Annotated in this window: 18 protein-coding genes; 8 read left to right on the top strand and 10 right to left on the bottom strand. The window is 33.0% G+C overall.

The genetic code is table 11. The features are described 5' to 3' along the window. Positions 1-160: 160 nt before the first annotated feature. Complete coding sequence (locus J2Y38_RS14845; RefSeq protein WP_073486271.1) at positions 161-1336, bottom strand: GlmU family protein; 1176 nt, start codon at positions 1334-1336, stop codon at positions 161-163. A 236-nt stretch (positions 1337-1572) separates the two neighbouring features. Then, complete coding sequence (locus J2Y38_RS14840; protein ID WP_031456968.1) at positions 1573-1827, bottom strand: type B 50S ribosomal protein L31; 255 nt, start codon at positions 1825-1827, stop codon at positions 1573-1575. 250 nt (positions 1828-2077) lie between these two features. On the opposite strand from J2Y38_RS14840, the gene J2Y38_RS14835 reads away from it, so the two are divergent. The 5 genes from J2Y38_RS14835 to J2Y38_RS14815 all read left to right on the top strand — a co-directional run bounded on the left by J2Y38_RS14835 (position 2078) and on the right by J2Y38_RS14815 (position 8328). Next, positions 2078-2605: a DUF4199 domain-containing protein gene (locus J2Y38_RS14835; protein WP_073486273.1), complete on the top strand. Its 528-nt coding sequence runs from the start codon at positions 2078-2080 to the stop codon at positions 2603-2605. A gap of 9 nt (positions 2606-2614) precedes the next feature. Then, a complete protein-coding gene (locus J2Y38_RS14830) occupies positions 2615-3571 on the top strand; it encodes a glycosyltransferase family 2 protein (protein WP_256635898.1) in 957 nt (318 codons plus the stop codon). Positions 3572-3657: 86 nt separating this feature from the next. After that, positions 3658-5385 carry a phospho-sugar mutase gene (locus J2Y38_RS14825; RefSeq protein ID WP_309843928.1) on the top strand — a complete coding sequence of 576 codons (1728 nt, stop codon included), beginning with the start codon at positions 3658-3660 and terminating at the stop codon, positions 5383-5385. Between the two features lie 280 nt (positions 5386-5665). Then, a complete protein-coding gene (locus J2Y38_RS14820; protein ID WP_309843927.1) occupies positions 5666-7495 on the top strand; it encodes an ABC transporter ATP-binding protein in 1830 nt (609 codons plus the stop codon). A 131-nt stretch (positions 7496-7626) separates the two neighbouring features. Then, on the top strand, positions 7627-8328 hold the full coding sequence (locus J2Y38_RS14815; RefSeq protein ID WP_309843924.1) for a DUF2971 domain-containing protein: 702 nt from the start codon (positions 7627-7629) through the stop codon (positions 8326-8328). A gap of 193 nt (positions 8329-8521) precedes the next feature. Here J2Y38_RS14815 and J2Y38_RS14810 read toward each other — a convergent pair whose 3' ends face one another. From J2Y38_RS14810 to J2Y38_RS14800, 3 genes are all read right to left on the bottom strand, one after another. After that, positions 8522-9241 (bottom strand): hypothetical protein, encoded by a 720-nt coding sequence (locus J2Y38_RS14810; RefSeq protein ID WP_309843921.1) that lies wholly within the window; start codon positions 9239-9241, stop codon positions 8522-8524. An 84-nt stretch (positions 9242-9325) separates the two neighbouring features. Next, the gene (locus tag J2Y38_RS14805; protein WP_309843920.1) at positions 9326-11791 is read right to left on the bottom strand and encodes a carboxypeptidase-like regulatory domain-containing protein; all 2466 of its coding nucleotides are present in this window, start codon (positions 11789-11791) and stop codon (positions 9326-9328) included. Positions 11792-11802: 11 nt separating this feature from the next. Continuing rightward, complete coding sequence (locus tag J2Y38_RS14800) at positions 11803-13485, bottom strand: M23 family metallopeptidase (protein ID WP_309843917.1); 1683 nt, start codon at positions 13483-13485, stop codon at positions 11803-11805. A gap of 179 nt (positions 13486-13664) precedes the next feature. Between J2Y38_RS14800 and J2Y38_RS14795 the strand changes: the two genes are divergently transcribed. The 3 genes from J2Y38_RS14795 (at position 13665) to rny (ending at position 16024) form a co-directional block, all read left to right on the top strand. Beyond that, positions 13665-13955: a hypothetical protein gene (locus tag J2Y38_RS14795; RefSeq protein WP_053472792.1), complete on the top strand. Its 291-nt coding sequence runs from the start codon at positions 13665-13667 to the stop codon at positions 13953-13955. Positions 13956-13959: 4 nt separating this feature from the next. Then, positions 13960-14253, top strand: coding sequence for a cell division protein ZapA (locus tag J2Y38_RS14790; RefSeq protein ID WP_012022231.1), 294 nt, complete (start codon positions 13960-13962; stop codon positions 14251-14253). Between the two features lie 208 nt (positions 14254-14461). Then, positions 14462-16024 (top strand): ribonuclease Y, encoded by a 1563-nt coding sequence (gene rny, locus J2Y38_RS14785; RefSeq protein ID WP_309843916.1) that lies wholly within the window; start codon positions 14462-14464, stop codon positions 16022-16024. Positions 16025-16081: 57 nt separating this feature from the next. Here rny and J2Y38_RS14780 read toward each other — a convergent pair whose 3' ends face one another. The 5 genes from J2Y38_RS14780 to J2Y38_RS14760 form a co-directional block, all read right to left on the bottom strand. Beyond that, positions 16082-17602, bottom strand: coding sequence for a PAS domain-containing protein (locus J2Y38_RS14780; RefSeq protein WP_309843914.1), 1521 nt, complete (start codon positions 17600-17602; stop codon positions 16082-16084). A 140-nt stretch (positions 17603-17742) separates the two neighbouring features. Further along, complete coding sequence (gene xerD, locus J2Y38_RS14775; protein WP_053472795.1) at positions 17743-18639, bottom strand: site-specific tyrosine recombinase XerD; 897 nt, start codon at positions 18637-18639, stop codon at positions 17743-17745. A 78-nt stretch (positions 18640-18717) separates the two neighbouring features. After that, on the bottom strand, positions 18718-19341 hold the full coding sequence (locus J2Y38_RS14770; RefSeq protein WP_309843912.1) for a porin family protein: 624 nt from the start codon (positions 19339-19341) through the stop codon (positions 18718-18720). A gap of 145 nt (positions 19342-19486) precedes the next feature. Then, positions 19487-20068 (bottom strand): porin family protein, encoded by a 582-nt coding sequence (locus tag J2Y38_RS14765; protein WP_309843910.1) that lies wholly within the window; start codon positions 20066-20068, stop codon positions 19487-19489. Between the two features lie 188 nt (positions 20069-20256). Beyond that, entirely contained in the window at positions 20257-20859 is a 603-nt protein-coding gene (locus J2Y38_RS14760; RefSeq protein ID WP_309843908.1) for a porin family protein, read from the bottom strand. Between the last annotated feature and the right edge of the window lie 62 nt (positions 20860-20921).

The following is a 20921-nucleotide window of genomic DNA, read 5'->3' as shown; positions in this document are numbered from 1 at the left end:
TGAGATAAAATCTTTTTTAATCTTTTTAATCTGTGGCAAAACAAAAAAATGTTTCGTTCAATTTTTTTAACGGGATTAAAGTAAAAAATAAACCCGACAGGCTTTAAAAAACCTGTCGGGTTGTGAAATTATCTCATTATCAAATTGACTAATTATCTAATTAATCTTTTCTCCATTTTTTAGTTTCTTCAAAAACGTGTTCTAATATTGAAGCTTCTATTTCATCAAAATCAATATTACGTCTTCCCATTACTAATTTTGCAGTTTCAAAAGCCTTTTTGGTAATATACGTAGTGAAACCTGCTGCTCCGCCCCAAGAGAAACTCGGAACAAAATTTCTAGGAAAACCAGATCCAAAAATATTAGCACTTACTCCAACAACAGTTCCGGTATTAAACATCGTATTGATTCCGCATTTACTGTGATCACCCATCATTAAACCGCAAAACTGAAGTCCGGTTTTAGCAAAACCTTCCGTTTCGTAACTCCACAATTTTACTTCTTCGTAGTTGTTTTTCAGGTTTGAGTTATTACTGTCAGCTCCAATATTACACCATTCGCCTAAAACAGAATCTCCAAGAAATCCGTCATGACCTTTGTTTGAATTAGCAAACAGGACAGAGTTTTTAACTTCTCCTCCTATTCTTGATCCCGGACCAACTGTAGTTGCTCCATAAACTTTTGCATTTAGTTTTACCTGTGCATTTTCACACAAAGCAAAAGGGCCGCGAATAACAGTTCCTTCCATGATCTCGGTATTCTTACCTATATATATAGGACCGTTTGATGCATTTAGGGTTACAAATTCTAATTTTGCTCCTTCTTCAATAAAAATATTTTCAGGCGCAATTGTATTTACACTTTTAGGAATGGGCTGTGATTTTCTGTCTTCAGTCAAATAAGCGAAATCGGCACGAATGGCGGCGTCGTTTTTTGAGAAAATATCCCAAGTGTGTTCTACTGTCAAACATTCATCATTATATTGAATGATTTCATACGAATCGAAATCAACTTCTTCCTGATTTTCTGTTGTAAAAAAAGCAATTACATCTTCTCCTTTAAAAATTGCCTGATTAGGTTTTAAGTCCGAAACTAATTCTGCAAGCGTATCATTTGGCAAATATGCAGCATTTATCATTACGTTTTCTTCCATTTCTACCATTGGGAATTTAGCAGAAAGATAATCCTCCGTAATTGTTGTTATAGTCGATCCTAAACGAGTTTCCCATTTTTGGCGAATCGTCATAATTCCGATTAAAATATCAGCCACGGGTCTGGTAAAAGTAAAAGGTAATAGCGCATTCCGGACGGGACCGTCAAAAAGAATGTAATTCATAAAATTAATTTAATGTGTTAAAATTTGTTTGGTTACCGAGGCCAAAGTTACAAATATTTATGTGTTTCATTAATATATGTTTTTTCTGATAGGTCTGAATTCACGAATTTTTATTTATCTCCAACTTATTAAACGAATGATAATAAAATAATTCGTGAATTCGTGGCTAACAAAAAATAATCCCATAAAAAAAGCCTTCCAAATTGGAAGGCTTCTTATATAATTTTAAACAGCTATTATTTTTTAGCGTGTTTTGCATATTTAGTTTTGAATTTATCAATACGTCCTGCAGTATCGATAAGTTTAGATTTACCAGTATAAAAAGGGTGAGATGTTCTAGAAATCTCCATTTTTACAACTGGATACTCAACTCCGTCAACTTCAATTGTTTCTCTTGTATCTGCAGTAGATTTAGTGATAAAAACGTCATCATTTGACATGTCTTTAAATGCAACTAATCTGTAATTTTCTGGGTGAATTCCTTTTTTCATCTTTTCTTTTTATTTATTGTTTAGAACATTTTCATTTTGAAGCTTCTTCATGGTTAGAAAAAGGTATAAACAAACGATGCTCTTTTTTGTTTAAAATTTTAATTAATTTTGAGTTTGCAAATTTACAATTCTTTTTTAATAAACAAATACTTAGCGTACTTTTTTTTAGTTAAATTCAAAAAGCTTTTTTTCTCCTTGATTATATTGGGAATTGCTATATTTGTGGATTAATTTTAAAACATATATAAATATGATTAATGAAGTTATAAAAAAGAATGGAGTTACATACGGAATTATCTTAGGTGTTATTTTGGCGCTGATTACGGCAACAATATATGCCGTTGATTTAAAATTGTTTGTTTCGGGCTGGATTGGCGGTCTGTCATTTGTTATTTATTTAGTAGTTGGTATTTTATTACTTACAAAAACAAAAAAAGAGATTGGTTTTTTCTCTTTTAAAGATGCCTTTACCACTTTTTTTATAACTACAATAATTGCTATAGCAATTTCTACTTTATTCAGTATCGTATTATTTAACGTAATTGATCCGGAAGCAAAAGAAACGGTAAACCAGTTACTTATTAAATATATGGCCGAGACATTGCAAAAATTTGGAACTCCGGCTGCAGCTATCAACGAAGCTTTGGCTAAAATGAAAGAAAACAGCCCTTTCTCGACTACGGAACAATTAAAAGCATTGGTTTTTAGTATTGTTGGCTACTCTATTTTAGGATTAATTTTAGCAGCATTTTTTAAAAGCAAATCTACACAAGAATAAAAATTATAAATGAATCTATCTATACTTATACCACTTCTAAACGAGGAGGAATCGCTTCAAGAACTCTACACATGGATTATTAAAGTGATGCAGTCTAACAATTACTCTTATGAAATCATTTTTGTAGATGATGGAAGTACGGATGATTCTTGGAATATCATTGAAAGTTTTTCTAACGAAAACCCAAATGTAAAAGGGATTCGTTTCATGAAGAATTTTGGAAAATCACAGGCTTTACATGCTGGTTTCGCTAAAGCAAAAGGTGATGTTATCATTACTATGGATGCCGATTTGCAGGACAGCCCGGATGAGATTCCTGAATTGTATGAAATGATTACCAAAGAGCGTTTCGATTTGGTTTCGGGATGGAAAAAGAAACGCTACGATTCTGTTGTGGCTAAAAATTTGCCTTCAAAATTATTTAACTGGGCGGCCAGAAAAACTTCTGGTGTGGAGTTAAACGATTTTAACTGCGGGTTAAAAGCCTATAAAAATGCAGTTGTAAAAAACATTGAAGTTTCGGGCGAAATGCATCGATACATTCCTGTTTTAGCAAAAAATGCCGGTTTTGGTAAAATTGGAGAAAAAGTAGTGATTCACCAAGCCCGTAAATACGGCGAAACCAAATTTGGAATGGAACGTTTTATTAACGGATTCCTTGATTTAATTACGATTTGGTTTTTATCAAGATTCGGAAAAAGACCAATGCACTTGTTTGGCGCAATGGGTTCAATTATGTTTATTATCGGATTTTTATCTGCCGGATATATTGGAGTTTCAAAACTATACCATATGTATAGCGGAGTAAAATACAGCTTGGTAACTAATAATCCGTGGTTTTACATAGCATTAACAACAATGATTCTGGGAACTCAGCTTTTCTTAGCTGGATTTTTAGGTGAAATCATTTTGAGAACTAAAAGCAACGAAGCAAGATATAAAGTAGCACGAGAAGTGAATTTTTGACACAAATCAGGAAAAAAAAATCTTTTTGAGTCAAATTAACCTTTGAAGAAAAACTATCTTTATTTAAAACATAAAAGAAAATTTACATGAACATAGCACCTAATATTTTAAACGCTGTAAATGAATGGCTGACACCAACTTTTGATCAGGAAACGCAAGCCGCTGTAAAAGAATTAATGACAACATCTCCAAAAGAACTTGAGGAAAGTTTTTATAAAAACCTTGAATTTGGAACCGGCGGTATGCGTGGCGTTATGGGCGTAGGAAACAATAGAATTAATAAATATACACTTGGAAAAAATACTCAGGGTTTATCTGATTATTTACATGAGGTTTTTCCAAATCAGCCTTTAAAGGTTGTTATTGCTTATGACTGCCGTCATAATAGTAATACTTTAGCAAAAGTGGTTGCTGATGTTTTTTCGGCAAACGGAATTCAGGTTTATTTATTCTCAGATTTAAGACCTACTCCGGAATTGTCTTTTGCACTTAAATATCTGGGATGCCAATGCGGAATTGTTCTTACGGCTTCACATAATCCGCCAGAATACAACGGATATAAAGTTTACTGGCAAGATGGAGGACAAATTGTTCCTCCGCAAGACGCTGCTATTATTAACGTAATCGAAAATTTAGGCTACGATAAAATTAAATTCAGCGCAAACGAAAGTTTAATTCAATATATTGATACTGAAATTGACAAAGCGTTTGTAAAATCGTCTATCGATAACGCAAGTTTTAATACTCCGGCTGAAGCCAAAGATAATCTGCATATTGTTTTTACTTCACTGCACGGAACTTCTATAAAATCTGTTCCTGATACTTTATCGCAGGCGGGTTACAAAAATGTTCATATTGTACCGGAGCAGGCGGTTCCAGACGGAGATTTCCCAACTGTAAAATCTCCAAACCCGGAAGAACCTGAGGCTTTGACAATGGCTTTAGCTTTGGCAGATAAAACAAATTCTGACATCGTTGTGGGTACAGATCCTGATTGTGACCGTTTAGGTGTTGCGGTTAGAAATAACGACGGTAAAATGATTTTGCTTAACGGAAACCAAACGATGATTTTAATGACTTCTTTCCTTTTAAAACAATGGAAGAAAGCCGGAAAAATTAACGGAAAACAATTTGTAGGTTCTACTATTGTTTCTACTCCAATGATGATGGAACTGGCTACAAGCTACGGTGTTGAATGCAAAGTTGGCTTAACAGGATTTAAATGGATCGCTAAAATGATCAAAGATTTTCCTGAACTTCAGTTTATTGGCGGAGGTGAAGAAAGTTTTGGTTTTATGGTTGGCGACGCTGTTAGAGATAAAGATGCCGTTGCCGCTACTTTATTAATATGCGAAGTTGCTGCTCAGGCAAAAGCTGCGGGAAGTTCTGTTTATAAAGAACTTTTACAACTTTATGTTGAAAATGGTTTCTATAAAGAATATTTAGTTTCACTGACTAAAAAAGGAATGGAAGGTTTACAGGAAATTAATCAGATGATGATTGATTTACGTGAAAATCCTTTGAAAGAAATCAACGGTCAGCGTGTGATTATGGTGGAAGATTATGATTCATCGACAGCATTGAATTTATTGACAAATGAAGTATCTGAAATGGATATCCCAAAATCGAATGTATTGATTTATTATACAGAAGACGGATCTAAAATTTGCGCAAGACCAAGTGGAACTGAACCTAAAATTAAATTCTATATCAGCGTAAATGCCGAATTAGAATCGGTTTTAGATTTTGATGCTGCTGAAAGTTTCTTAGACGGAAAAATACAAAATATCATTGCAGACATGCAATTGAAATAAAAAAAACGAGTGATAAGCTCTTTAAATACCTATTATAGCTGCGCAGGGAATCTCTGCGCAGCTAATTAAATTTTGACATTTAGAACTCTGGTTTACATTTAGAACAAATGCAAATCAGAGTTTTTTAATAAAAAAAACTAAAAAAAAATTGAAAACTAATCAATTGGATTAATTTTGTGCATTGAAAAACCACCAAAACAAATTAGTTATAACCACAAAATTATATTGCTAAAAACTCGAAAGAGCATTGCCATAGCAGAAAAATAACATTCAAAAATAAATGAGTAATTTCAAAAAAATAGTTCCTTTTATATATCCGTATAAAAAATATGCGTTCTTAAACATCTTTTTCAATGTTTTGTATGCCCTTTTCAGCACACTTTCATTCATGGCGTTGATTCCAATGCTGCAGGTTTTATTTGGTAAAAGCAAAAAACTTACAACCATGCCTGTTTATGAAGGAATCACACATATAAAAGAATACGGAGAAAGTTATCTAAACTATTACATCACAAAAAACAACGATCCAAACAATCCGGGTTTTATACTTTCGGTAATGGTTGGAATAATTATCTCGATCTTCTTATTAAAAAATTTAGCAGATTATCTGGCTATGTTTTTTATTAACTTTTTAAGAAATGGGGTTTTAAGAGATATGCGAAATGCATTATACAAAAAAACACTTGAACTGCCTTTGGCATTTTATTCTGAAAAAAGAAAAGGAGATGTTATTTCCAGAATCGCCGGCGATGTAAATGAGGTACAAACCTCTTTTTTAGCAATTTTAGAGCTTATTGTCAAGGAACCTTTGACAATTATATTTACGATAATAGCAATGTTAATTATAAGCGCTAAGCTAACGTTGTTCGTTTTTATATTTATTCCGGTTTCAGGTTACATTATTTCTTTAATTGGGAAACAGCTTAAAAAACAATCTACAAAAGCGCAGGAAGAACAAGGTACTTTCTTATCTACTATTGAGGAAACTATTGGCGGATTAAAAGTGGTAAAAGGATATAATGCCGAAAACTATTTCAACAATGTTTTCAAAAATTCTACGGAGCGTTTTTTCAATTTATCAAACAGCATTGGAAACCGTCAAAACCTGGCTTCGCCTGCCAGTGAGTTTATGGGAATAACGGTTATTGCTATATTACTTTGGTACGGTGGACAAATGGTTTTAATTGACAAAACTTTAGAAGGCGCTTCATTTATTGCTTACATGGGATTGGCTTATAACATCCTGACTCCGGCAAAAGCCATTTCTAAAGCTTCATATGGTGTAAAAAGAGGAAATGCTGCCGCAGAACGTGTATTGGAAATTTTAGATCAGGAAAACACAATTGTTTCAAAAGAAAAAGCAATCGAAAAAACAACTTTTGAAAGCAATATCAGTGTTCAAAATATCAACTTTAAATATGAAGATGAAAATGTCTTAAAAGATTTTTCTCTTAATATTAATAAAGGACAAACTGTTGCGCTTGTTGGACAATCCGGAAGTGGAAAAAGTACCATTGCGAATTTATTAACCCGTTTTTATGACGTAAACGAAGGCTCGATTTCTATTGATGGAATTAATATAAAAGATATGAACCTGCATTCGCTTCGCAGTTTAATGGGATTAGTAACTCAGGACAGTATTTTATTTAATGATACAATCAAAGCCAATATTGCATTAGGAAAATTAGACGCTACAGATGATGAAATTATCGATGCACTTAAAATTGCCAATGCGTATGAGTTTGTAAAAGAACTGCCTTTAGGAATTTACACCAACATTGGTGACAGTGGAAACAAACTTTCCGGCGGACAAAAACAACGTTTATCTATTGCTAGAGCGGTATTGAAAAATCCGCCGATTATGATTCTTGATGAAGCAACATCTGCATTAGATACTGAAAGCGAGAAATTTGTTCAGGTGGCGCTTGAAAACATGATGCAGAACAGAACTTCGATTGTGATCGCACACCGACTTTCGACGATTCAAAAAGCAGATGTTATCGTGGTAATGCAAAAAGGAAAAATCGTTGAGCAGGGAACGCATGACCAATTAATTGCACTTAACGGAACTTATAATAAACTGGTTACCATGCAGTCTTTTGAATCTTAAGACTTACACATCATAACTAAAAAATCTACACAGATTAAGGAAATATTAAAACTCAGTTTAATTTCTTTAATCTGTGTTTTATTTTATAACTTTAGGTAGTAAAGATTAAAATCATTTAATTCTTATGAAAAATGTATCTTAGCAGCCCTAACATTAAACTGCCAGACGATCCTGATACTATTGTTTGGAAATATCTTGACCTATCTAAATTTCTTGATTTACTGCTTTCTAAAAAACTGTTCATGTCGCGATCTGATAAATTTGAAGATCAATATGAGGGTACTTTTAGCGAGCCGACTTATGAAGAGATTAAAAAGCTTGCCGTTGACAATCCTGACTTTTTAAATTATTATAAAACGCATCGCGAACAGGTTGCCGTAAGCAGCTGGCATATTAACGAATACGAATCGTTTGCTATGTGGCAGATATTTACTCAAAACAGCGAAGGTTTAGCGATTCAGTCTACAATTGGAAGATTGCAAAAAGCTTTAAAGCCTGAGAATAATTTTGATCAGTATATTGGCGAAGTAAATTACATCGATTATAAAAAAGAATATATTCCGTTTGAGGATTTGTTCTTTCCTTTTTTATTCAAAAGAAAAAGTTTTCAATACGAACGTGAAGTCCGTATTCTTACCGATACTTCAAAAAGCGGCATAAAACTAAATGACGGAATAAAAATCAATGTTGATATCAATCAGTTGATTGAGAAAATATACATTCACCCAAAATCTGAAAACTGGTATAAAAAACTGGTAATCGAATTGGTTGAACGCTTGGAGTTCGGTTTTGAAATCGAAAAATCTGACTTAGAAAGCGACATTCTGATTTAGTTTTTTAAAGTTGCTAAGATTCTGAGATGCTGAGGTTCTAAGTTTTTTTTAGCCACAGATTATACAGATTAAAAGGATTTTTTGCATAGTCTTAAAAAATAAAAAAGCCCTTTAAAAATTAAAATTTAATTTTTAAAGGGCTTTTTATATGTATAAAGATTTGAAAATCTTAGAATCTCAGAACCTTAGCAACTTAGATAGGTTTATAGCTTTTAACCTCCCATTTTTTAGAAGCTAAGTCGATATAATTATAGTGTAAAACATCGTTTTTGTCGAATTGACCGTTTTGGTTAGTATCTTCAATAGTTCTAAAATACAAACGGTTTTTCGATTCAATCAAGCTCCAGTCAACCAATTCCTGAAGATCTGCTGAGACTTTTGTAAAGTTTTCTCCGCTGATATCACTTAAATATAAAGTTTTGATATCGCTTGTGTCAATTTTGCCGTCTTTGTTGGTATCAGAATCTGTTAAAGTGTACACCATAACTTTATTTTTAGTTTTATCTGCAACCGTTTTTAAATACGTTGCCGTTAAAATCAAAACAGGTTTATCTGATAAAGCATGAATCGAATCTGAATCTGTTTTTTGAAATTTAAGGTTTTGTAAATATCCTGTAATTTCATATTCCCCTAAGTTAGAAATTGTAAAACTTACATCATTTACACTTGAAGATCCATAACGTGCTTTTGAGCCTTTTTCAAAAACTCTTAAATCCCCAACCGGATGAATTAAATAATCTGTTCCTTCCATTTGAATAGGCAGATCAGCAACTTCAATCTGAGTTGAATCTGTTTTTGTAACACTTACTTTATTTGACACATCGTAACTTACTTTTGGCTTTTTAACTTCTTCACGACAGCTAATTAATGTTCCAACAATTGCTAAGGCTATATATTTAAAGTACTTTTTCATCGACAAATTATATTCAATTATCAAATATACTATTTTTGATTGTAATTTTGGTTTTTATTGAATTTTACTGGACAAATTCAAAAGCTACAATCTCGCATTCAGTTTTATATTAAAAACTCTCGAAGTCATATAATTTGGAATCGCGTACTGGTTTTTAGAATATACATCGCGAACCCAGGTATTTGTAATTGCATTTTGATTATTGAAAAGATTGAAAATTTCCAATCCAACAGCTAATTCTTTGAAGTTTTTCAACCAGCTTGTTTTTGAACCCTGCGTACTGCTGTCTACAAAAACTTTAGCAAAACCAATATCAGCCCTTCTATAATCATTTAATCTGTTTTGGTACAAATACGGATCAGAATATGCCGGCGCGCCGCCTGGCAAACCTGTATTGTAAACTACATTAAGATAAACTTTTACACTTGGAATATTCGGCATGTAATCCTGAAACAACATCGCAAATTTTAAACGCTGATCTGTCGGACGAGCAATGTAACCTTTGTTTTCGTAATTTTCTTCTGTTTTCAAATATCCAAAACTTACCCACGATTCTGTTCCCGGAACAAATTCTCCGTTTAATCTAAAATCTAAACCTTGAGCATAAGCTTTAGCATTGTTATTAGCAACATATCGAATGCGGACATTGTCGATGGAATACACATTTACATCCGAAAGGGATTTATAATAAAGTTCCGTCACCCATTTAAAAGGGCGATTCCACATTTTGAAATTATAATCATTTCCTAACACAACATGAACTGCTTCTTGCGCTTTTACATTTGGATTTACAACTCCGTCCAGATCACGAAGTTCTCTATAAAATGGCGGTTGATGATATAATCCTCCCGAAATCCTGAAAACCATATCACGATCCCAATCCGGTTTTATGGCGAACTGCGCGCGCGGACTTACTACAAACTGATTTTTCCCTTCTTCTATAGCTCCAGTAACATTCCAGCTTTGAAAACGTGCTCCAATATGATACCAAATCTGGCTTGAACCCAGTTCAGACTGTTTGTTCCATTGTGCATAACCGGAAAATCTATTGATTGTATTAAAATTTGTAGCACGAATATCCTGATAAGGCAAAAGCGGACCTGTATAAGGCGAATACGGCTGATTGTTTTCTGGCAGAATCACCAACGGCGGATTGATAGAAAACCCCGCAGAATCGATCATCTCCCACTCTACAACTCTGTCACGAATAGATTCTCGTGTATATTTTAACCCAAATTCAAGCTGACTTTCCTGCCATTCTTTAGAACCTTTAATTTCCATATTGGCAATTAACGCATCTAAATCATTTCGGGCGTGATTCAACTGCGAACCAATTCCGCGTGTGAAATCAATTGTTGATGCATCTTTCGGGTTTTCTGCATTCACATTTCCTAAACGATATTGGGCTAAAATATCAAAATGTTCTTTTTCTGTAGTATGAAATAACGAACCGATAAATTTTAAAGTCAACGAAGGCGAAACTTTATACGTTGTTTTAAAAGCTCCAAAATAAGTATCGTATTGATCTTTTTCCTGACCTTCATAATAAACCGCCAAAGCCATTGGCTGATCAATTGTTCCAAATTTCGTTTCGCGGGTTAAGGGCTGATATAAATATTTATTCTGCGAAATATTTCCTAAAAAGCTAATCTGCCATTTTTCAGAAATATCATAATTTATATTGGTTTGAATATCGGCAAAAGTTGGTGTGTAGTTCGTCTGCGTATCTTGGCTGTTTACCAATAAACTATTATTTCGATAACGAACTCCGGTCACAGCCGACCATTTTTTATTTTTCGAAACTAAATCTACAGAAGCGCTTCCCCCCAAAAAACTTGCCTCAAACGAAGCACCAAACTGTGTTGGTTTTCTGTATGTAATATCTAAAACAGATGATAATTTATCTCCAAATTTTGCCTGAAAACCTCCGGCTGAGAAATCAACGTTTTGAACCAAATCTGTATTGGTAAAACTCAATCCTTCCTGCTGACCTGAACGAATTAAAAACGGACGGTAAACTTCGACTTCATTTACATAAACTAAATTTTCGTCATAATTTCCACCTCTAACGGCATATTGTGTACTTAGTTCATTATTTGAATTTACGCCGGGAAGTGTTTTTAGAATATTTTCGATACCTGCATTTGCTCCCGGAATCTTTTTTATTGTGGCAGTTTCTATAGTTGTAATTCCCTGAACCCGTTTTTTATTTCTCGAAGAAACAAAAACTTCTCCCATTTGTTCCTGAGAATTATTCATGACAGGATTAAAAACAAAAACTTCATCTGGTTTTAAAGTAACCGTAAGACTGATCATTTTTAACGAAATGTGTGTAAAAATGATAGAAGCTTTTTTATTCGAAATTACATCAATTTCAAAAAAACCATTCGCATCAGATTGTGTGTTGTTTTTCCCCGAAGTTATATTGACATTCGAAACAGGATGATTTTCATTATCTAAAATAATACCTTTTACATGAGCATTTTGAGCAAATGAAATACAAGTAAAGCACAAGAAAAGTAAAGCGAATATTAACCTGTTTTTATTCAAAGATTTGGGTTTTATTTTTGTTGACTTCTAAAAAAATGAGTTTCAAAGATAGTAGAATTTCCTACATTATCAACTACTTCCATTTTTAAAAAGTTTTCTCCTTCTGTCAAATACTGATCATCAAAAGTATGTGTAATTTTTCTATTTTTATTTTCATATTCAAATAAAACCCAGCTTCCGTTTAAATAACCGTTATACGACTTTATTCCAGACAAAGAATCACTAATGGTAAACTCAATTTTTTTCTGATCGCTGATCCATTTTCCTTCAACAGGTTTTGTGATTTTTATAACCGGAGCAATGGTATCGAGAACCAAACCATACGTTCCTAATATTTTGGCTTTGGCAGTAAAAACATCACCTTTTCTAAGAGTTCCGTTATAGCTTGTACCTTTTCCTATATAAAGTTTATCCTTTAAAGATTCCGGATAAACGGTATCTTTTATAGTAATTGTAAAATTAGAATGCACCGGAACGGTATCATCATGAATATAAATCTTGTTGTTTTTTACATCAAAATTTAAATTAAAATCTTCGTAAAAAGTTCCGGCAGGAAAGAAAACTGACATATTATCTTTCTCAAAATTGGAGTCTTTATTGTAACGAATAAAATATTTTGATGTTACAGGTTCTGCTGGAACAAGCGGAGTTTCCAAATCATATTCAATTGGCACCGAAATTGAATTTGAATTTCCGAAATAATCTGAAACTTCAATTCTGTAATTCGAAGTCAGATTTGGTACTGCAGAAATTATCCCTCTCAGCGAATCTGTTTTGATAATACTTAATGCAAAAGGCGTTTTCATAAAAAGTTTCTGTACGCGCTGGCTTGTCTTTTTATATCGCGGATAATCGATAAAAGCGTTGATATAACGCATTTCATCAAAAGAATAGGTATTGAATTGATAATTATAATTCTGGTTTCCGTTTAAAAATGCTGAAACATTAAAAACCCCATTTTTATTAAAAGAAACATCATCAGTATCTGAGGCATTAATTCCAAAACCAATTTTTCCGTTTGTCTTTACTTTCGAAGCAAGATAAGTTCCGTCTTTTTGAAGCGTCATGTTTACAAGCAATGGCTGTTTTGACTGGTTAACTGTTGCATTATCTAACGGATAAACGTATAAACTCGACAAGGTCGGCTTCTTGGTATCTTTAATATTTTGGTCAAAGCCAAAGAATATTGGATTAATGACAAACTCCGTTTTGGTATCACGAATTTCAAAATGAAGGTGCGGCCCTTCAGATGAACCAGTATTTCCTGAAAGCGCAATTAATTGTCCTTTTGTAACCGGAAGTTCATCTGGTTTCAATAACATTTCAATTTCATAAGCCTTTTCTTTGTAGTGCGTTTTTTTTACATAATCCTGAATTGGGCCAAGGGTTGTCTGCAAATGTCCGTAAACAGAAGTATATCCATTTGGATGCGTGATGTAAATACATTTTCCATTTCCAAAAGTCGAAATTTTAATCCTTGACACATAGCCGTCAGCAATCGCATACACATTTAATCCTTCTTTTTGATTCGTTTTTAAGTCAAAACCCGCATGAAAATGATTGGGCCTTAACTCGCCAAAATTCCCCGAAAGCTGCATAGGAATGTCCAGCGGCGGACGAAAGTAATCTTTAGGATATTGTGTCTGGGCGAATAGAAAAGGGCAAAAGAAAAGGGCAAGTATTGAAAATTTCATAGGTAACATTTTTGCTAAGGTAAAAAATTAACAGGTAAAAACCGAAGAAAAACTTACAAAAACACAATTGATTGAAATTCATTTATTTGTCTATTTTTAATGCAAAAAAATCGAGAAAAAATTGCATTAATAAAAAGGAATACTAACTTTGTATGATTAAGTAATGAATAGGATTTATAATGAGTGTAATTGCCGAAATAATTGATACTCTTGAATATAAAGTCGAGAAGCTTTTTGAAAAATCAAAAGGCCTGGAAAAAAATAATCAGGAATTACGATTAGAATTAGACAAAGCGGTGCAAATTATCCAGAAACAATCTGAAGAAATGGAAGCTTTGAAAAAGCAATATGAAACACTTAAGATAGCCAATTCGTTGCTTGGCAGCGACAATAACAAGAGAGAGACAAAGCTTAAAATAAATTCATTAATTCGCGAAATTGATTACTGTATAGCGCAATTATCAGATTAGAAACATGGACGGAAAGCTTAGAATTAAAATATCAATTGCCGACCGCGTTTACCCATTAACGGTTGAACCCGCTCAGGAAGAAGGTCTTAGAAGCGCCTCAAAAAAAATTGATGCTATGATCAAGCAATTCGAAGAAAGTTACGCAGTTCGCGATAAACAAGATGTATTAGCCATGTGCGCACTGCAATTTGCATCGCAGGTGGAACAAAAACAAATTGATAACGCAATCGATGGCGAAGAAACCATTGAACGAATTAAAAGATTAAATTCGCTTTTAGATCAATATCTCGAAAATTAAACGTTCTTTACATAAACTAAGATACTGCCTACATTAGTTCACAATTGGTAAACTCAACACTAACAATTTAGAATGAGCAAATCGTCGCTACTATAGTATGCCCAGCTTTGACCGGGAAACTTGAACAGTGAGTTAGCTCAAAACTTGTCTTTACGAGTTTATACAAGCAATTAATGTAGGCTTTTTTTATATATAAACCCTAACAAACATGGACATCATAACGATCATTATTTCAGGTGTTGTAGGTATTGCGGCAGGCTTTGCAATAGCTAAAATCATCGAGAAAAGTAATATTTCAAACCTCATCAAAAATGCTAAAAAAGAAGCAGCTTCTATTTTAAAAGATGCTAATTTAGAAGCTGAAAACATAAAAAAAGATAAAATCCTTCAGGCAAAGGAGCGTTTTATCGAATTAAAATCTGAACACGAACAAGTTATTCTGGCACGCGATAAAAAAGTAGCCGAAGTAGAAAAACGCGTACGTGATAAAGAATCTCAGGTTTCTAATGAACTTTCTAAAGCTAAAAAAGTAAACGACGATTTTGAAGCTAAAACAGAAGAATACAATAATAAAATTGAAGTTTTAGATAAAAAACAAGCTGAAGTTGACAAACTACACAAAAGTCAATTGCAACAGCTTGAAGTAATTTCTGGGCTTTCTGCAGAAGAAGCAAAAGAGCAATTGGTTGAAGGTTTAAAAGCCGAAGCTAAAAGCAAAGCTATGTCTCATATTCAGGAAACTATTGAAGAGGCTAAACTTACAGCGCAGCAAGAAGCTAAAAAAATCATCATCAACACTATTCAAAGAGTTGGAACGGAAGAAGCAGTTGAGAACTGTGTTTCTGTATTCAACATTGAATCTGACGATGTAAAAGGAAGAATTATTGGTCGTGAAGGTCGTAACATTAGAGCGCTTGAAGCTGCAACGGGAGTTGAAATCATTGTTGATGATACGCCGGAAGCTATTATCCTTTCTTGTTTTGATCCGGTTCGTAGAGAAATTGCCCGTTTGTCTTTACACAAATTAGTGACTGACGGACGTATTCACCCTGCAAGAATTGAAGAAGTTGTTGCTAAAACGGCTAAACAAATCGATGATGAAATTATCGAAGTTGGAAAACGTACTGTGATCGATTTAGGAATTCACGGTTTACATCCTGAATTAATTAAAGTTGTAGGTAGAATGAAATACCGTTCTTCTTACGGACAAAACTTATTACAACACTCAAGAGAGGTTTCTAAACTTTGCGGTATCATGGCAGCTGAATTAGGCTTGAATGTAAAACTGGCAAAAAGAGCAGGTTTACTTCACGATATTGGAAAAGTTCCAGATACAGAAAGTGATTTACCACACGCATTATTAGGTATGCAGTGGGCTGAAAAATACGGCGAAAAAGAAGAAGTTTGCAACGCTATTGGAGCGCACCATGACGAGATTGAAATGAAATCATTATTATCACCAATCGTTCAGGTTTGTGATGCTATTTCAGGTGCAAGACCAGGTGCAAGACGTCAGGTTTTAGATTCATACATTCAACGTTTGAAAGATCTTGAAGATGTTGCTTACGGATTTAGCGGTGTAAAAAATGCTTATGCAATTCAGGCTGGTAGAGAATTACGTGTTATTGTAGAGAGCGAAAAAGTTTCTGATGATAATGCTGCAAATTTATCATTTGAAATTTCACAAAAAATCCAAACTGAGATGACTTATCCAGGTCAGGTAAAAGTTACTGTAATTAGAGAAACAAGAGCAGTTAACATTGCTAAATAATTCTCTTTTAATTATATAAAATAAAAAAGGCTGTCAAATGACAGCCTTTTTTATTATTTAGAGATCGTTAAAAACGATTTTAAAGCTCGTTCCTACTCCAACTTCACTTTCTACAGAAACCGTTCCTTTCATCGCTTCTATTTGGTTTCTGGTAATATATAAACCAATTCCGCGCGCTTCTTCATGTTTATGAAACGTTTTATACATCCCGAATAATAATTCTCCATAGACCTTTAAATCGATTCCTAAACCGTTATCTGTAATTTTTAAAGATTTATAACCTTCTGGTTCAATTCCAAAATCAAACACAATAAGCGGATCCCGATCCGGATGTGCATACTTAATTGCATTTGTAGTGAAATTAAGCAAGACACTTTCAAGATAAGCCGGATTAAAATTAATAGTCAAGTATTGCGGAACATTATTTACAATCGTAACTTTTTTTTGTTTATCATACCCTTTTATAGTCGCAACAGTTTTCTCGATATATTCACAAAGTTTTAATGGTTCAACCGCAATATTAATATTGCTCTGTGTTTTTACAATTTGCGTTAAGTTAGAAATTGTCTCATTTAAATCATTTGAAACCGTACGAAGATGTTCCAGCATTTCGCCAACAGTTCCTTTATCTCCATCTTCATCAATAAAATCCAAAATCGATTTTATATTTCCTGCCTGCGTATTTAAGTTGTGCGAAACAATATGCGAAAAGTTTAACAGCCTACTATTTTGGTCGCTGTACAATTTCATTGTTTTTAAAAGCTCCAGTTCTTTTTCTTTTTGCAGAGAAATATCGGTGTGGGTTCCAATAACACGCAATGGCTTACCATTTTCATCACGTTTGATTACTTTACCTCTATCCAAAATCCATTTATAATTACCGCTTGAAGTCATTACACGATGGTAATTTTCGTAATACGGAATTTTATTATCAAAATGTTCTTTAATGTCTGAATAGTATTTTGGAAGATCATCTGGGTGCACGATTTTATCCCAGCGTTCCGGATCATCAAAAATATCCGCCGATTCTAATTCTAAAATTTTTAAGGAGAGCGAAGAATAAAAAACATTATTAGTTACCATATCCCAATCCCAAATTCCTACGGTTGATGCATCAAGCGCAAACTGGAAACGTTCTTCAGAAATACGGAGTCTTTCTTCTTTGTCTTTTAAATCGGTAATATCAGATATGTGTCCAAAAAAACTAACTTTTCCATCAGAAGATAGTTCTGTTTTTGCAGAAACCCGAAACCAGCGCAATCCCTTTTTGGGTAAAACAGATCTGAATTCTAATTCCCAAGGCACAATTTCTTTACGCGCTTTTAGCAGGGACTGAAAAAATTTTTCTCTATCCTGTTCAAAAACCCGTTCGTAAATAATGTGCTTAATATCGTCTGTAAATTCTTTAAATGAAAGTTCAAAAATTTCATCAACTGCTTTACTGACTAGAGGAAAAGTATAATGATTATTAGTATCTATAACAAATTGAAAAAGCAAATCTGGCATTTCGGCAAATAATTTTCTGTAAAAATTATTTACTTCCATGCAGTCTTCATTACTGTACAAGTCAAAAATCATATGTCGCTATTTAAGTAAATAATATCGTATTGGATTTGTTAAAAAAATCCTCAAAATCCTTTTAATTTACTTCCCTTGAATACAAATGTGATACCAAGTTATAACTTTTGATGTAAAAAAACCAGACTCTTTCCAAAAAATTACTTCCGCGGATGATACGAATGCATTACTTCTGTCAGGAAACTTCTGTCCAAGTGCACATAAATTTCTGTTGTTGTAATAGATTCATGTCCCAGCATTAATTGAATAGATCTTAAATCGGCACCATTTTCCAATAAATGTGTCGCAAAAGAATGACGCAAAGTATGCGGGCTTATATTTTTGTTTAAACCAATTTTTACCGCCAAATCTTTTATAATGGTAAAAATCATGGCACGTGTTAACTGGTTTCCTCTGCGGTTTAGAAATAAAGTATCTTCACAGCCTTTTTTAATATTGAGATGGACTCTAATCTCGTCCTGATAGATTTCAATGTATTTTTTAGTTAATTTTCCAATGGGCACAAAACGTTCCTTATTCCCTTTTCCGGTAATTTTTATAAAACCTTCGTCAAAAAATAAATCTGAAATTTTAAGCGAAACCAATTCAGAAACCCGAAGTCCGCAGCCATATAATGTTTCCAATATAGCACGATTTCGTTCTCCTTCATTACTGCTTAAATCAATGGCTGCGATAAGTGCATCAATATCTTTTATGGATAATGTATCGGGAAGTTTTCGTCCGGTTTTGGGGCTTTCGATTAATTCTAGCGGACTGTCATTTCGATAATCTTCAAAAACCAAATAATTAAAAAAACTTTTCAAACCAGAAATAATCCTCGCCTGCGAACGTGGATTTACTTCTTTTGAAACCGAATATATAAACTGCTGAATGGTTTCATCCGTAATTTTTATAGGCGAAACATCAATTTGATTGGTTTCTAAAAAAAGACATAATCGCTCAATATCAAAGCTATAGTTTTCAATTGTATTTTTAGACAAACCTCTTTCTATTCGCAGATACGATTGATAGTCTTTTATATAATTGTTCCATTTCATATTTACAAAGTAAAACATTTTTGGGCATAAAAAAACCTTCCGTTTCGGGAAGGTTTCTAAGTATTTTAAAAATTCAAATTAGAATTTATATCCAGCAGATAATGAGAAAACTCCGTTGTGAAGTTTTGAATCATCTCCCTCTTCAGTTTTAGCAATATTTGCTAATCCTAAATTATATCTTGCACCAACAAAGAAATTTTCTGTAAAATCATATCCAGCTCCTAAATTCAATCCAAAATCAATTGATTCAAAGTTATCTTTAATATCTTGTGTACTACTTCCGTAACCGTCTACTTTAGTCTTAAGTTCTGCAGAAACTAAAAAGCCAATTTGTGGACCAGCCTCTAGTGAAAACTTTTCTGCTGCAAAATATTTAAACATAACAGGAACATTTATATAAGCGAAGTTAAAGGAAGCATCTCCTGTAAAAAAGCCTAATCCATCAATTTCCAGACCAAAGTTATCAACTTTTGCACCTTGAGTAGAATATAAAACTTCGGGCTGTATGGCAAATTTTTCAGAAAATTTAATTTCTGCAAATCCTCCAACATTAAACCCGAATCGAGATTTAAAATCTAATCCTTCTGTATCACCAGAAAAATTAGAAGCATTTAAACCTCCTTTAAGACCAAATTTTACGTCTTGTGCATTTGTCATACCAAATGCCATAACTGCAATTGCAGATAAGATAACTTTTTTCATTTTTTTGTTTTTGGTTAAAAATAATTTAGCCAAATATAAAAATTTACTTATCAAAATATAAGTGTTGTTAAAACATTTTAATATTAAATTTCATGCATAAAAAAACCTCCCATTCTGGGAGGTTTTTTAAGTATTTTTAAAAATTCTAATTGAATTTATAACCTACAAACAATGCAAGGTTGCTGTTTTTAGAGCTATCTATATAATCTTCTAAATCCTCATTATCGTTATCATAAACTCCTGATAAACCTACAGTATAGCGAATACCAGCAGAAAAATTATCAGTAAAGTTATATCCTGCTCCAAAATTAAATCCAAAGTCAGCTGATTTGTAAAAATCTTTAGCATCTTCTCCCTCTATTTTTGCAGATAATAAAAATCCTATTTGTGGACCAGCTTCAACTGTAAATTGTTTTGTTATATAAAATTTAGCTAAAACAGGGATATTCAAATAATTCAATTTAGCATCATATTTATCATTTCCAATACCTTCAAATCTTGCTCCTTGTGCAGAAAATAAAAGCTCTGGCTGAATAGCTAATCTTTCAATAACTTTTATCTCAGCGAAACCTCCAACATGAAAACCTATCAAAGATTTTGTATCATCTTCGTATTCTCCAGTTAAAGTTGAAACGTTAAGACCACCTTTTACTCCAAATCTTGTTTTCTGCGCATTGGCAAAACCAAATGCCAAAATAGCCATTGTTGTTAAAATAACTTTCTTCATCTTAATTTGTTTTGGTTAAAATTAATAATCAAATATAAAAATATTCTTCATAAAAACTAATTTGGATTTTAACAAAAAAAAAAGTAATAAGCATACAAATTGTTAACACAAGGTGAATTTGGGTTTAATTGAAAAAAAAAAGCTCCCTCAAAAATGAGGAAGCTCTTTTTAAAATAAAAGAATATTTATTAGAATTTGTATCCAACAGATAATGAGAATACACTATTGTTAATTTTATAGTCTTCAGCATCTTTAGCCAAGTTTGCTAAACCAAGATTGTAACGAAGTCCTACAGAAAGATTTTCAGTAAAATCGTAACCAGCACCAAAATCAACTCCAAAATCAATTGATTCAAAACCATCTTTAATATCATCTTCTTCAGAGTTACCAAGAACAGTTGCTTTACCTTTTGCGCTTACAAGAAAACCAATTTGTGGTCCAGCTTCAAGGCTAAATTTTTCAGCAACATAATATTTTGCTAATACTGGAACATTAATGTAAGCCAATTTATAGTTCATTTCAACGTCATAAACATCTCCATTAAACTCAAATTCACCTTTCTCTTTAGCTCCTTGAGTTGAATAAAGAACTTCTGGTTGGATAGAAAATTTATCAGAAAGTTTAATTTCTGCAAATCCACCAACATGGAATCCAACTTTTGAAGACGCCTCTTCAATATCTCCTGTTAATGTAGTTAAGTTAGCACCTGCTTTTACTCCAAATTTAACTTCTTGAGCATTTGAAAATGCAAAGGCCATTACTGCGGTAACAGTAAACATAATTTTTTTCATTTTTATTTGTTTTTGAAATTTATCTGCCAAATATAAAATTATACTTCATAAAAATTAATTAG

This window comes from Flavobacterium sp. 2755 (genome assembly GCF_031455715.1).
Classification (GTDB): domain Bacteria; phylum Bacteroidota; class Bacteroidia; order Flavobacteriales; family Flavobacteriaceae; genus Flavobacterium.
The sequence above is the reverse complement of the archived record's forward strand: the minus strand, read 5'-3'. Positions and strand labels throughout refer to the sequence as shown.